The organism is Aeromonas sp. 2692-1 (assembly GCF_013085505.1).
GTDB classification, from domain to species: Bacteria; Pseudomonadota; Gammaproteobacteria; order Enterobacterales; family Aeromonadaceae; genus Aeromonas; species Aeromonas hydrophila.
In genome coordinates, this window is record NZ_CP038513.1 from 13829 (window position 1) to 26694 (window position 12866).

At 64.6% G+C, this 12866-nt stretch carries 14 protein-coding genes; 8 read left to right on the forward strand and 6 right to left on the reverse strand.

Annotation, left to right across the window (positions count from 1 at the left end):
- Positions 1 to 44 precede the first annotated feature (44 nt).
- Positions 45 to 2492, reverse strand: coding sequence for an ATP-dependent helicase HrpB (gene hrpB, locus E5E97_RS00070; protein ID WP_171279656.1), 2448 nt, complete (start codon positions 2490 to 2492; stop codon positions 45 to 47).
- 156 nt (positions 2493 to 2648) lie between these two features.
- On the opposite strand from hrpB, the gene thpR reads away from it, so the two are divergent.
- From thpR to panC, 8 genes are all read left to right on the forward strand, one after another.
- Positions 2649 to 3176 carry an RNA 2',3'-cyclic phosphodiesterase gene (gene thpR / locus E5E97_RS00075; RefSeq protein ID WP_162517982.1) on the forward strand — a complete coding sequence of 176 codons (528 nt, stop codon included), beginning with the start codon at positions 2649 to 2651 and terminating at the stop codon, positions 3174 to 3176.
- A 42-nt stretch (positions 3177 to 3218) separates the two neighbouring features.
- Complete coding sequence (gene sfsA, locus E5E97_RS00080) at positions 3219 to 3962, forward strand: DNA/RNA nuclease SfsA (RefSeq protein ID WP_011707277.1); 744 nt, start codon at positions 3219 to 3221, stop codon at positions 3960 to 3962.
- A 119-nt stretch (positions 3963 to 4081) separates the two neighbouring features.
- Entirely contained in the window at positions 4082 to 4531 is a 450-nt protein-coding gene (gene dksA / locus E5E97_RS00085) for an RNA polymerase-binding protein DksA (RefSeq protein ID WP_005304459.1), read from the forward strand.
- A gap of 113 nt (positions 4532 to 4644) precedes the next feature.
- Positions 4645 to 5562, forward strand: coding sequence for a tRNA glutamyl-Q(34) synthetase GluQRS (gluQRS, locus tag E5E97_RS00090; RefSeq protein ID WP_171279657.1), 918 nt, complete (start codon positions 4645 to 4647; stop codon positions 5560 to 5562).
- Positions 5563 to 5698: 136 nt separating this feature from the next.
- Positions 5699 to 7198 (forward strand): polynucleotide adenylyltransferase PcnB, encoded by a 1500-nt coding sequence (gene pcnB / locus E5E97_RS00095; protein ID WP_017411017.1) that lies wholly within the window; start codon positions 5699 to 5701, stop codon positions 7196 to 7198.
- 11 nt (positions 7199 to 7209) lie between these two features.
- Positions 7210 to 7719 carry a 2-amino-4-hydroxy-6-hydroxymethyldihydropteridine diphosphokinase gene (gene folK / locus E5E97_RS00100; protein WP_171281185.1) on the forward strand — a complete coding sequence of 170 codons (510 nt, stop codon included), beginning with the start codon at positions 7210 to 7212 and terminating at the stop codon, positions 7717 to 7719.
- Positions 7716 to 8510: a 3-methyl-2-oxobutanoate hydroxymethyltransferase gene (panB, locus tag E5E97_RS00105; protein WP_011707281.1), complete on the forward strand. Its 795-nt coding sequence runs from the start codon at positions 7716 to 7718 to the stop codon at positions 8508 to 8510. The genes folK and panB overlap by 4 nt, the downstream gene beginning before the upstream one ends.
- A 186-nt stretch (positions 8511 to 8696) precedes the next feature.
- Complete coding sequence (gene panC / locus E5E97_RS00110) at positions 8697 to 9554, forward strand: pantoate--beta-alanine ligase (RefSeq protein ID WP_171279658.1); 858 nt, start codon at positions 8697 to 8699, stop codon at positions 9552 to 9554.
- Positions 9555 to 9618: 64 nt separating this feature from the next.
- On the opposite strand, the gene E5E97_RS00115 is transcribed toward panC, so the two are convergent.
- From E5E97_RS00115 to E5E97_RS00135, 5 genes are all read right to left on the reverse strand, one after another.
- The gene (locus E5E97_RS00115) at positions 9619 to 10146 is read right to left on the reverse strand and encodes a rhodanese-like domain-containing protein (RefSeq protein WP_171279659.1); all 528 of its coding nucleotides are present in this window, start codon (positions 10144 to 10146) and stop codon (positions 9619 to 9621) included.
- Position 10147: 1 nt separating this feature from the next.
- A complete protein-coding gene (locus E5E97_RS00120) occupies positions 10148 to 10570 on the reverse strand; it encodes a MauE/DoxX family redox-associated membrane protein (RefSeq protein ID WP_238427586.1) in 423 nt (140 codons plus the stop codon).
- Positions 10571 to 10632: 62 nt separating this feature from the next.
- A complete protein-coding gene (locus E5E97_RS00125; protein ID WP_171279661.1) occupies positions 10633 to 10893 on the reverse strand; it encodes a DUF3343 domain-containing protein in 261 nt (86 codons plus the stop codon).
- On the reverse strand, positions 10890 to 11672 hold the full coding sequence (locus E5E97_RS00130) for an acyl-CoA dehydratase activase (RefSeq protein WP_171279662.1): 783 nt from the start codon (positions 11670 to 11672) through the stop codon (positions 10890 to 10892). Before E5E97_RS00130 ends, E5E97_RS00125 begins: the two co-directional genes overlap by 4 nt.
- Before the next feature lie 9 nt (positions 11673 to 11681).
- Positions 11682 to 12833, reverse strand: a complete 1152-nt coding sequence (locus E5E97_RS00135) for a double-cubane-cluster-containing anaerobic reductase (protein WP_171279663.1) — start codon at positions 12831 to 12833, stop codon at positions 11682 to 11684.
- Between the last annotated feature and the right edge of the window lie 33 nt (positions 12834 to 12866).

Consider the following 12866-nt stretch of genomic DNA (forward strand, 5'->3'; position numbering starts at 1 on the left):
TATGTCGCATTCGCGAACGTCCGATCTGACTTGGCCAATCGAACCTACAACCCCATCTTCTTCTTGGTGACCCTGGTCGGCATCGCCTCCAGCGGATTGTCCGGCCAGTAGTGGCGGGGGTAGCGTCCCTTCATCTCTTTTTTCACCAGCTCGTAGGAGCCGGCCCAGAAAGCGGCCAGATCGGCGGTGATCTGCAGCGGCCGCTGAGCCGGGGAGAGCAGCTCCACCACCAGCGCCACCCGGCCATCGGCCACGCACGGGGTCGCGGCCTGGCCGAACATCTCCTGAATGCGCACCGGGATCACCGGCGCCTGACCCGGCTGATAGCGGATCCGCACCCGGCTGCCGGTCGGCGCGCTAAAGTGGCCGGGCAGCGCCTCGTCCAGCCGTTTGGGCAATGGCCAGGGCAGCGACTGGCGCAGGATGTCGCTCATATCGAGCTTTTTCAACTGCTCCAGCCGGGTCATGCCGCTCACCGCCGGCAGCAGCCACTGCTCCAGGTCGGCCAGCAGGCTCGCCTCGTCCATGGCCGGCCACCCTTCGTCGGGCAACCAGTCGCGGGCACAGCGCAATCGGGCCAGCAGCCCCTCGCTGGCGTCATCCCAGGGCAGCACATGCAGCCCCTTGCGCCGAATGCCCTGCAGCAGGCAGCGCCCCTTCTGTTCATCGGAGAGATCGGTCAGCGGCCGCTGGCTCAGCACCAGCTCGCCGAGCACCTGCTGGCGTTCAGCCCGTACCCGCTCCTCACGCTCGTCCCAGTCGAACCACTGGCGCTCGCTCACCAGCTCGGGCAGCTGGCGCACCAGCTCATCCAGCTCTATCGGTTCGGCGATGAAGATGCGGCTGCCGCGCTCGTTCTGGCCCATCTCGATGGCAATGAGCGCCCCCTGCCCCTGACAAGGGTGACCTTCTACCAGATCGCAGCTCACCCCGCCACTGAGCTGATAGCGGCTGCCGCTGCGCAGTTTACCGATGCGATCGGGCCAGGCGAGGGCGCACAGCAGCCCCAACCATTGCCCCTGCGCACTGGCGGGGCGGGCGCCGAGCCGCTCGAACCAGCGCGCCGCACTCTGGCGCAGGGCCCCCTGGCGGCGGTGGAACAACACGGAGAGGCGCTCCGATCCTCGCAGATCTTCTTCCAGCAGCGCCACCAGGAAAGCCGCATCGGCGACAATCCCTGTCAGACCCTCCGTCTCCAGCTCGCGCGCACGCAGCAGCATGCGGGCAAGCCGGGGATGGGTACCGAAGGCCGCCATGGCGCGGCCGGCCGGGGTAAGTTGTTGCTCACCCTCCGGCTTCATGGCACCGAGGGCCACCAGCAGCCGCTGGGCGCTGGCCACGGCGGCGGCCGGCGGCATGTCCAGCAGCGGCAGCTCTTCGACCTTGGCCCCCCACTGGGCGGCGTCCAGCAACAGACCGGTCAGCTCCTGGGTGAGGATGTCCGGCGGGCTCTGCTCGGCGAGGCGCTCCTGCACCTCGCTGCTCCAGAGCCGGTAGCAGACACCGGGGCCGAGACGACCGGCACGACCCGCCCGCTGGGTGGCGGAGGCTTTGGCGATGGGGCGGGTCTCCAGCCGGGTGACGCCGCTCTTGATGTCGAAGGAGGCGCGCCGCTCCAGCCCGCTGTCGACCACCACTGAGATCCCCTCGATGGTGAGCGAGGTCTCCGCCACATTGGTGGTGAGCACCAGCTTACGGCGCCCCGCAGGTGCCGGCTCGATGGCCGCCTGCTGGGCCGCCATGTCGAGGCGGCCGTAGAGGGGGGCGAGGGTCACCTCGTCCGGCAGCCGCCCTTCCAGCCACTGCGCCAGCCGCTCGATCTCCCCCTGGCCCGGCAGGAACACCAGCAGGCTGCCGGCGTGGGCGGCCAGCGCCTCCAGCACCACGGCGCCGACCTGGGGCTCCAGCCACTGCTGGCGATTGGCGGGGCGATAGTGGTAGTCGATGGGAAAACCGCGCCCCTCGGAGCGAACCACCGGGGCCTCCGGCAAAAGCCGCTCCAGCGCCATGCCATCCAGGGTGGCGGACATCACCAAGAGCTTGAGATCATCGCGCAATCCCTGCTGGCTCTCGATGGCGAAGGCCAGCGCGGTATCGGCGTGCAGGCTGCGCTCGTGGAACTCATCGAAGATGACCAGGGAGACGCCGGTGAGCTCGGGATCCTGCTGCAGCATCCGGGTCAGCACCCCTTCGGTAACGATCTCGAGCCGGGTGGCTGCGCTGGTGCGGCTTTCGCCGCGCACCCGCAGACCGATGCGCTCGCCCACCTTCTCCCCGAGCTGGCGCGCCAGAAAGCCGGCGATGTTGCGCGCCGCCAGACGTCTGGGCTCCAGCATGATGATCCGACCGGGCAGCCGGTTCTGGCGCACCAGCTCCAGCGGTAGCAGGGTCGATTTGCCCGCGCCGGGGGGCGCCTGCAGGATCACGCTGGCATGGTTGTCGATGGCGGCAAAGAGTGCGGGCAGCACCGACACTATGGGGAGGGAAGACAAAGGGATCTGCACCTTCTTGTTGCAAGTCGTAAAGCGGCGCCTATTCTGCCACAGCCTGGCCGGCCACCGTGAGCGGATGTCGGCCGGCGAGACAGGATGCAGTGGCTGCCCTAGAATGGGCCACCCTGTCTGCATGAAAGAGGCATGCTCACCCGAATGGCCAAACTCTTCTTTGCCCTGCCCGCCGAGGCGCTGGCACCCGATCTCGTCGCCTGGCGCGACCAGCTGCCCTGGCCGGGTCAACCGGTGCCCGCCGCCAATCTCCACCTGACGCTGGCCTTCCTCGGCGAAGCGGATCCGCTCACCACCACCCGCCTGATGGCCGCCGTCGAGCGCCAGCACTGCCCGCCGCTCACCATAGCGCTCAACGAAACCGGCTGGTTCGGCCGCGCCAAGGCCGCCTGGGTTGGCCCGACGGAGTGGCCCAACGAGCTCACCGTGCTGGCCAGGGCGCTGCGTCGCCACGGCGAGAAGCTGGGGCTTGGCAACGGCGAGCAGGGCTATCGCCCCCACGTCACCTTGTCGCGCAAGGCGAGCGAACCGCCGGCGCTGCTGCCCGCCCCCGATTTCGTGCTGCAGGCCGACCGCTTCTGCCTCTATCAATCCCTTTCCACCCCGGACGGGGTGCGCTACGAGCCCCTCGCCTGCTGGCCGCTGCGGGCCAGAGAGAAAATGGCATCCTGACCGGCGGCCATGCCCAGACTCATCGTTTAAGAGAGCCATACCATGATCTTCGATCCCCCCCTGCAATCCGGGCAGCTTGTCTCCCGTTACAAGCGCTTCCTAACCGATGTGCAGCTCGACAACGGCGAGGTGATCACCATCCACTGCGCCAATACCGGCGCCATGACCGGCTGCGCCGAGCCGGGCACCCGGGTCTGGTACTCCACCTCAAGCAACCCCAAGCGCAAGCTGCCCCACAGCTGGGAGATCGCCGAGAGCCCGGCCGGTCACTTCATCTGCGTCAACACGGCGCGCGCCAACCAGCTAGCCCGGGAGCTGATCGAGCAGGATGCCCTCGCCCCGCTGCGCGGCTATGCCAGGCTGCGCACCGAGGTGAAATACGGCGAAGAGAACAGTCGCATCGATCTGCTGCTGGAAGATGACCACCGGCCGGCCTGTTATATCGAGGTGAAATCGGTGACCCTGCTCGACGAGCGGGAGCAAGCCGGCATGGGCTACTTCCCCGATGCAGTCACCACCCGTGGCGCCAAGCACTTGCGTGAATTAATGGCCATGAAAGCGGCCGGCCACAGAGCCGTGCTGTTATTTATGGTTTTGCACTCCGGAATCGTGAGAATGCGCCCGGCAGCGCATATAGATCCGCACTATAGTCTGCTTATTGAGCAAGCAATTACGGCAGGGGTTGAAATTTTATGCTATCGACCCCATGTTGGGGTGCAGAGCATGGTGGCCCAAGATTTTATCCCGTTTGAATCTTGTCACCTGCTACCCGAGGGCAGCGAATAAATGTTGGAGTGGGTAACATTATTGGTACGGCTTGTTTGCCTCCAAGTTACCCTTCTGCTATAGATGTCGCCCTCAATTTATGGATGGCACGGGTAGCGTGCTGAATTAGGAGACAGGGCATGCCAACAGGCGAAAACAGGAAATCTCTGGGCCCCCTGGCCATTGCGGGTGTGGCGCCTTACCAGGAAAAACCGGGTGAGGAGTACATGAATGACCAACAAAAGGCACATTTTCGCAAGATCCTGGGAGCCTGGCGCAACCAACTGATGCAGGAAGTTGACCGCACCGTTGACCATATGAAGGATGAGGCTGCCAACTTTCCGGATCCCGTGGATCGCGCCGCGCAAGAAGAAGAGTTCGCTCTTGAACTGCGTACCCGCGACCGTGAGCGCAAGCTGATCAAGAAGATCGAGAAAACCTTGCTGCTGCTCGAAGACGATGACTTCGGTTACTGCGAACACTGCGGTATCGAGATCGGTATCCGCCGTCTGGAAGCCAGACCCACCGCCGACCTCTGTGTCGACTGCAAGACCCTGGCTGAAATCAAGGAAAAACAGATGGCCGGTTGATACCGACCTCTGGCATAACAGAAAAAAGGGAGCTCGCGGGCTCCCTTTTTTATTGAGCTTTTGGCCGGGCCGTCCCAGAATGCAGCCTCAATGTCCCGTTTGCCCGAATCCGCATGCCCGTGAATACCATCCCCTCGTCCCAGACCCGCCCTTATATCGGCCGCTTTGCCCCCTCCCCCTCAGGCCCGCTTCACTTCGGCTCCCTGATCGCGGCGCTCGGCAGTTTCCTGCAGGCCAGGGCACGACAGGGGCGCTGGCTGGTGCGCATCGAAGATATCGATCCGCCGCGGGAGATGGCGGGGGCCGCCCCGCTCATTTTGCAGACCCTGGAGGCCCATGGTTTGCAGTGGGATGGCGAGGTGATGTACCAGAGCCGGCGCCACGGCCGCTATGACGAGATCATCGACCAGCTCTACCGGGCCGGCGATCTCTACTGGTGTCGCTGTACCCGGCGCGAAATCATGGCGAGCGGCGGCTTTTACAACGGCCACTGCCGCACCCTTGGCCTCACGGCAGAGGGTTGTGCCGCCCGCGTGCGCCAGCACCATCCGGTGTACGATTTCGAGGATGGGCTGCAGGGCCGCATTGCGGTGCCGGCGGCGCTGGCCGAGGAAGATTTCATCGTGCGTCGGCGCGATGGCCTCTATGCCTACAACCTGGCGGTAGTGGTGGACGACATGGATTGCGGCATCACCGAGATAGTGCGCGGTGCCGATCTGCTGGAGCCGACGGTGCGCCAAATTGCCCTCTACCAGACCCTGGGCGCCCCCGTGCCCGCCTGGGTGCATCTGCCGCTGGCGGTGCAGGCCGACGGCAACAAGCTCTCCAAGCAGAATCACGCACCAGCGCTGGCACAGGATGAGGTGCGCCCGGCCCTGTGGCAGGCGCTGCACTTTCTCGGCCAGTGCCCGCCCCCCGAGCTGATGGCGAGCCGGGTGGACGAGATCGTCGACTGGGGCATCGCCCACTGGCAGCTGGCGCGGGTGCCTGCCAGCGAGAAGATTGCGCTGACAACAGGCGTAAACGAATAGGCAGTTCAGGGGGGATTTGGGTGTGAATCAGCGCGGTTTGCGATGATTTAGCCGGGATAATCCGAGTCAAACGAGATCAATTGCCAGCACGGTTTTTCATTTGGTTAGGCGTGAGCTATGATAGGCCGCTATTTTTTTGGCCTCCCGTCAATTTGAAGTCATAACGAGGTGTACCATTTTTTCCCAGATCGCAAACTTTTGCCGCAAAGTGCTCGGCAAGGAAGACGGCGAGCAGTCGGCGGAGTCCCCCATTCCGGCCCGTGTCGCCGGTCAACGTCGTACCTTGAGCCGTGACCAGCACCCGATTTCGCGCAAAGAGATCAGCGAGAATGCCCTCAAGGTGCTCTATCGCCTGAACAAGGGCGGCTACGAAGCCTACCTGGTCGGCGGCGGAGTCCGGGATCTGCTGCTCGGGAAGACGCCCAAGGATTTCGACATCGCCACCGATGCGACGCCGGAGCAGATCAAGTCACTGTTCAGCAACTGCCGCCTGATCGGCCGCCGTTTCCGGCTGGCCCACATCGTCTTTGGTCGTGACGTGATCGAAGTGGCCACCTTCCGCGGTCACCACCATCAGGTCAATACCAGCAAACATGTGTCGGCCCAATCCGATGAAGGCATGCTGCTGCGCGACAACGTCTACGGCACCATCGAAGAGGATGCCGAGCGTCGCGACTTTACCGTTAACGCCCTCTATTACAGTGCCAAGGATTTCACCCTGCACGACTTTGAGGGTGGACTGGAAGACTTGGCCGAGCGCAAGCTGGAGCTGATTGGCGATCCCGAGACCCGCTACCGCGAAGATCCGGTACGGATGCTGCGCGCCGTGCGCTTCGCCGCCAAGCTGGACATGACCATCAGCCCGCGCACCGCCGCCCCCATCAAGGAGCTGGCGCCGCTGCTGCAGGATATTCCGGCGGCCCGCCTGTTCGAGGAGACGCTCAAGCTGTTCCTGGCTGGCGATGGCCTGGCCACCTACAAGCTGCTGCGCGAATACGGCCTGTTCCAACAGCTGTTCCCACAGGTGGCGGCGCTGTTTACCCCGCACGGCAACTCGCCCTACGAGCAGTTCATCGAGCAGGCGCTGATCGATACCGACACCCGGGTACGGGAAGACAAGCGCGTCACCCCCGCCTTCCTCTACGCCACCCTGCTGTGGGGCTGTGTCGAGGCCCGCGGCCGGGTGCTGGAGAACGAGAGCGGCCTGCCCTGGTATGACGCCTTCATGCTGGCGATCAACGAGGTGCTGGACAACCAGGTGCGGATCATCGCCGTCCCGCGCCGCTTCACCACCGATGTGCGCGACATCTGGGCCCTGCAGCAGCGGCTGACCCGCCGTCAGGGTCGCCACCCCGAGCGGGCCATGGAGCATCCCAAGTTCCGCGCGGCGTTTGATTTCCTGTTGCTGCGCAACCGGGTCGAACGCGGTCTGGGCGAGCTGGCCAGCTGGTGGGAACGCTACGTGGAGTCCAATCCGGACGTGCGCCCGCAGCTGCAACGGGAGGCGACCCGCCGCCCGGCCAGCGGTGAGCGCGGTCAGGCCGGTGAGGCCCGCAGCAATGATGGCGAGAAGCGCAGCAGCAACAGCCGCAACCGTCGTCGCCCCCGTCGCCGCAAACCGAAAGCGGCCGAGTGACAACTGACGTGATGACCGAGGTCTTCATCGCCATTGGTTCCAACCTGTCTGACCCGCTCGGTCAGGCTCGTCGCGCCGTCGCCGCTCTGGCAAGGTTGCCGGAATCCGTGCTGGTGCTGGCCTCGTCGTTTTACAGCAGCCGCCCCATGGGCCCTGCTGACCAGCCGGACTACGTCAATGCCGTGGCCCGGCTCAACACCCAGCTGACGCCGCTGGCGCTGCTGGATCAACTACAAAGCATCGAGCTGGAACAAGGACGTGTGCGCAAGGATGAGCGATGGGGGCCGAGAACCCTGGATCTCGATCTGCTGCTGTTTGGCGATCAGATCATCAGGCATGAACGCCTAATCGTTCCCCACTACGGCATGAAGGAGCGGGAGTTCGTGCTGCTGCCCCTGGCCGAGATTGCGCCCGCTCTGGTACTGCCTTGCGGCACCCCACTCGCAGAACTGGTTGCCCGCTGCCCGCACAATGATCTTGCCATCATTGCCCCCGGTGCAGACGAACAGGAGCCTCTATGAGCAAGATCACCACCACCAACCTGTTGAAGATGAAGCAGGAAGGCCAACGAATCACCGCCATCACCGCCTATGATGCCACCTTTGCCAAGCTGTTCGACGACGAGGGCGCCCACGTGCTGCTCATCGGCGACTCGCTGGGCATGGTGCTGCAGGGGGGTCAGGATACCCTGGGCGTCAGCATGGATGAGATGGTCTATCACACCCGTTGCGTGGTGCGCGGCACCACCAATGCACTGGTGGTGACCGACATGCCGTTCATGAGCTATGCCACTCCGGAGCAGACCTATCAGAACGCCGCCCGGCTGATGGCGGCCGGTGCCCGCATGGTGAAGATGGAAGGGGGCGACTGGCTGTGCGACTCCATTCGCCACCTGACCCGCAACGGCGTGCCGGTGTGCGGCCACCTCGGCCTCACCCCGCAATCCGTGCACGTATTCGGCGGCTTCAAGGTACAGGGACGCGACGAGTTCCAGGCCCAGGAGATCTACCGTCAGGCCCTCGAACTGCAGGCTGCCGGCATCCAGTTGCTGGTGCTCGAGTGCGTGCCCACTTCGCTGGCCGAGCGCATCAGCAAGGCGCTGCGCATTCCGGTGATCGGCATCGGTGCCGGCCCCGCCACCGACGGCCAGATCCTGGTGATGCACGATGCCTTCGGCATCACCTCCGGCTATGTGCCCAAGTTCACCAAGAACTTCCTGGCCGAGACCGGCGACATGCGCGCCGCCATCCGGCTCTATGTGAAGCAGGTGAGCGAAGGCACCTTCCCAGGCCCGGAACACTGCTTCAACTGATCCGATAGCGTGACGAGAGCGGGGGCCTGCGCCCCCGCTTCGCCCCCTGGTGCTGACTGAGCAACCCGTCTCTTGATGATCCATCCCAAGGTGACCTGCCGATGATGCTGCCCGTTGACACCCCCTCTTATCCATGCGGGCCCATACCGCCCGCCTCTCTTTGATCTTTTCGAAGGTAAACTGCTGATGTTGGTCGTTAACAATCCCGCCGCTCTGCGTGAACAGATCGGCCAATGGCGCCGTGAAGGGCTCACAATCGCATTCGTGCCCACCATGGGCAACCTGCATCAGGGCCATCTGACCCTGGTGAAAGAGGCACACCATCACGCCGATAAGGTGGTGACCAGCATCTTCGTCAACCCGATGCAGTTCGACAAGGCCGAGGATCTCGCCAACTACCCGCGCACCCTGGAGCAGGACTGCGCCGCGCTGGAAACGGCCGGGGTGGACATGGTGTTCACGCCGACGCCGGAGATCATGTATCCGCAGGGGCTCGCCAGCCACACCTTCGTCGAGGTGCCGGGCCTCTCCGGTCTGCTGGAAGGGGCGCTGCGTCCGGGTCACTTCCGCGGCGTCAGCACCGTGGTGACCAAGCTGTTCAATCTGGTGCAGCCCGATGTGGCCTGCTTCGGCCAGAAGGATTTCCAGCAGCTGGCGCTCATTCGCAAGATGGTGGCCGACATGGCGATGCCCATCCAGATCGTCGGCGTGTCCACCGTGCGAGCCGAGGACGGGCTGGCGCTCTCCTCGCGCAACGGCTACCTGACCGCCGCCGAGCGGGCCTTGGCCCCCGAGCTCGCGCGCACCATGAACTGGATCGCCGAGCAGATTGAAGCGGGTGACCATCACCTGCCCTCCCTGGTGGCCCAGGCCAGCCAGCGCCTGGACAAGGCCGGTTTTCGGACCGACGCCATCGACATCGTCGATGCCGCCACCCTGGAAGCGGCCACCGACCAGAGCGAGCAGCTGGTGATCCTGATGGCGGCGTATCTCGGCAAGGCCCGCCTCATCGACAACCGGGTGGTGACGCTGGCCCGCTCCTGAGCCGCAGCGCCACTGACAACAAAGCCCGCATGTGCGGGCTTTGTTGTTTCTGAGCGTGTCCTGCCTACTCGGCGGTGACCGGGTAACCCGCCCCTTTCCAGGCGAAGATGCCGCCCGGCACCCGATAGACCTGCTGATAGCCCTGGGTGACCGCCCAGGCGGCCCCGTTGTGGCTGCGGCCACACTTGACGAAGCCGCAGTAGAACACCACCGGACGGGTCTTGTCGTCTCCCAGCAGGGCCAGCAGCTGCTCGGGCGTGCCGCTCCCCTCGACGATCTGGCTCCAGTCATCGCCGGACTTGGCCTCCTTCACGAAGGCAAAATTCTTGGCCCCCTGGATGTGCTCCTTCTTGTAGGAGTCCTCGAACGGCATGGTGTCGATGATCACCAGCGCCTCGCCTTTATCCATCCGGGTCTTCAGCTCCGCCACGCTCAGCAGCTGATAGCCCCCCTGCTGGGTCTCCTGGGAGAGCTGTACCGCCGCCTGCTCCAGCTTGGTCTCCTGCTCGAACTGGTTGTCGCCACAGCCACCGAGGGCAAAGCTGGCCGCAATCAGCGAGGCCATCAGGGTGCGGGATTGCAATCTCATCATGTCACTGCTCCTTTGGAACGGTAAAAACGGGGCGGGAGTGGCGCAGCAAGGCGCCCGCAAGCGTCAACAGCAGCAGATCCCGCACGAGCGCCTGTGGCAGCGAGCTGAGATCAGCCCTGCCAAGACAGCCGCAAGAGATGTCGAGCCCGATGGCGATGCCATAGCCCAACACCGGAATAAACAGGGCCAAGAGGGCCACCACCAACCAGAGCCCCCAGCGCCGGTTGGCGATCACCGCGAGCCCGGCACAGAACTCCAGCCCGACAAGCCCCCAGACGGCAAGGGGAATGAACGGCGACCAGAGCAGGCCGAAGGCGCCGATCTGCTCGGCGAACAGCTCCGGCGCCACCAGCTTGAACCCGGCGGAGGCGACGAAGAATCCCCCCAGCGCCAACCTGGCCAGCACCCGCAGATAAACAGCCATGGGATAGCTCTTTATCATCCATGCCCCCCACTGCCAACTCCCCGACCAGGCGTCACCATGCCCTAGTCGGCGGCCGGATAGCGGGCCAGTTCGCAATACTCACCGTCTTCGTCACAACGAAAGACGGCGGCGGTTTCGCCGCGCTGGCACCACTGCTGCCACTCCTCGGGCGGGCAGTGCAGGCGGATGGCGAGGCCGCAGCCGGCACTGAGCCGGCGCGGGACGTCGCATACCCGAAACAGGTGGGGCTGCTGCTCCAGCCGCTTGCGCAGCCTGACCGTACCGAGGGTGGAGTGGAACAGATAGAGGAACTCTGCGTTCATGACTTGCCTCCCGTGCGGGCACGCGTACCAAACAGGGCCGCCCCCAGCGCACCGGCAAACTGGGCGTCCGGGTGGGTGGCCACGTCACAGCCCAATCCTTGCGCCAGATAGTGGCGGAAGGTGGCGCAGTGGCTGACGCCACCGGTAAAGAGCACGGTCGGTCTGGCACCGAGGCGGCCGATGAAGTTGGCACTGCGCCGGGCCATGGCGCGGACGATGCCGGCCAGGATCGACTCGGCCGGAATGCCCGCCGAGCGCAGGCTGATCGCCTCCGACTCGGCAAACACGGTGCACATGCTGCTGATGTCATGAGGTTCGGCCCCTTCCAGCAGCTCGTCGAGCTGTTCGACCCGCGCCCCCAGGGTGCGGGTGATCACCTCGAGAAAGCGGCCGGTACCGGCGGCGCACTTGTCGTTCATCAGAAAGTCGGTGAGGTTGCCCTCGCCATCGAGCTGGATCACCTTGCTGTCCTGGCCGCCGATGTCGATGACGGTGTGTACCGACGGGCAGAGCAGGCGCGCCCCCAGCCCGTGGCAGGAGATCTCGGTGACCCGCCGATCGGCAAACGACGCCAGATCGCGGCCATAACCGGTCAGGGTCAGATGGGGGCGCTCTGGCAGCGCGGCCGAGAGCGTCTCCCAGCCTTGCTCGATGGCAGCCAGCGGACGAAAGGGGGTCGGCACCAGAAAGCGGCGGACGATACGCCCTCCATCCTTGTGGTCGAACAGGATCCCCTTGGTCGCGGTGGAGCCCGAGTCAATCCCGATGGAGAGTGACACGGCGCCTCCTTACAGCATTTCGATAAAGGCGGCCAGCCGGGTCGCCAGCTGTCCCTTGTCGGCGCTGGAGTAGTCGGTCTCCACCGCCATGTAGGGGATGCCGTGGCGATCGCGCACATGGCGCTTGATGGCGAGCGACTCTACCGCATAGGTGTGGCAGGCCTGCAGGATCACGTCGATCACCCCGTCTGCCTGATACTCCTCCACCATCTGGCTCAGCAGATTCATGCGCTGGTGGTTGGGGGAGATGCAGGAGCAGCCGATGGCCAGATACTTGTCGGTCAGCGCATCGAACAGGTCACCCTCCTCGCTGACGCACTGCTCGGTCGCCTTGGCGCCGGTGCAGTTCTCGTAGCCCACCACCCAGCCGCCGTGCTCCTCGATGAGGCGCACCACCTTGTCGGCCGCGCCGCCGATGGGACAGCCGGTGATGAGGATGCGCGGACGGGCATCAAGCCGCTTGCCTTCGGCATACTCGGCCTTGATGCGGCGGGTCATCTCCTGCAGCTCGCTGATGAGCTGCTCCTTGTCGAAGCGGAAGGTGGCGCCATAGACCACCTTGAGCAGGTCGGTGCCGCTCAGCGCCGGCGGGTTGAGCTGACCCAGCCGGTAGAAGTCGGCCAGCGCGCGGCGCTCGCGGTTTTTCAGCACGATGGCGTCGCGCAGCGCCTGCTCGCTGATGGGCTTGCCAAACTGCTGCTCCAGCAACGCCTTGAAGCGGACGATTTCGCTGCGCCACAGGGTGCGGGAGGCCTCGTCATCGGCGCGGTTGGGCAGCTGCATCACGTGCACCGGTTTGAACTCGGCCATGTACTCGTACATCTTCTTCTTGCCGTCGCAGGTGGTTTCCCCCACCACCAGATCGGAGAAGTAGAAGTAGGGGCACTTGTCGGTCTTGCCGAAGCCGTAGCTGCTCTTGATCAGCGGGCAGAGGTTGCGGGGCAAGTCTTTCTCGGCCTCCTCGATGGTCTCGTCGCTGGTGGAGCAGAGTGATACCACCACGGCGCCGGCGGCCATGGCCACTTCCTGCGGCATAAAGGTGCAGTAGGTGCCGACCAGGGGGATCTGTCGCTCCTTGAGTGCCATCACGGCCAGAAAGCCCTGACGGCGGGCATCTGAAAAACTGTCAAAAATGGCTGGCAACTCGGTGATCAGTGACATAGGCGATCCTGCCCTGGTGAGAAAAAGAAGAGA

What these genes read in the sequence shown, in the direction of transcription:
- thpR (WP_162517982.1), top strand. Translation starts at nt 2,649, where the DNA reads ATGGCCAAACTCTTCTTTGCCCTGCCCGCCGAGGCGCTGGCACCCGAT.
- sfsA (WP_011707277.1), top strand. Translation starts at nt 3,219, where the DNA reads ATGATCTTCGATCCCCCCCTGCAATCCGGGCAGCTTGTCTCCCGTTAC.
- dksA (WP_005304459.1), top strand. Translation starts at nt 4,082, where the DNA reads ATGCCAACAGGCGAAAACAGGAAATCTCTGGGCCCCCTGGCCATTGCG.
- gluQRS (WP_171279657.1), top strand. Translation starts at nt 4,645, where the DNA reads ATGCCCGTGAATACCATCCCCTCGTCCCAGACCCGCCCTTATATCGGC.
- folK (WP_171281185.1), top strand. Translation starts at nt 7,210, where the DNA reads ATGACCGAGGTCTTCATCGCCATTGGTTCCAACCTGTCTGACCCGCTC.
- panB (WP_011707281.1), top strand. Translation starts at nt 7,716, where the DNA reads ATGAGCAAGATCACCACCACCAACCTGTTGAAGATGAAGCAGGAAGGC.
- panC (WP_171279658.1), top strand. Translation starts at nt 8,697, where the DNA reads ATGTTGGTCGTTAACAATCCCGCCGCTCTGCGTGAACAGATCGGCCAA.
- E5E97_RS00115 (WP_171279659.1), bottom strand. Translation starts at nt 10,146, where the DNA reads ATGATGAGATTGCAATCCCGCACCCTGATGGCCTCGCTGATTGCGGCC.
- E5E97_RS00120 (WP_238427586.1), bottom strand. Translation starts at nt 10,570, where the DNA reads ATGGCTGTTTATCTGCGGGTGCTGGCCAGGTTGGCGCTGGGGGGATTC.
- E5E97_RS00125 (WP_171279661.1), bottom strand. Translation starts at nt 10,893, where the DNA reads ATGAACGCAGAGTTCCTCTATCTGTTCCACTCCACCCTCGGTACGGTC.
- E5E97_RS00135 (WP_171279663.1), bottom strand. Translation starts at nt 12,833, where the DNA reads ATGTCACTGATCACCGAGTTGCCAGCCATTTTTGACAGTTTTTCAGAT.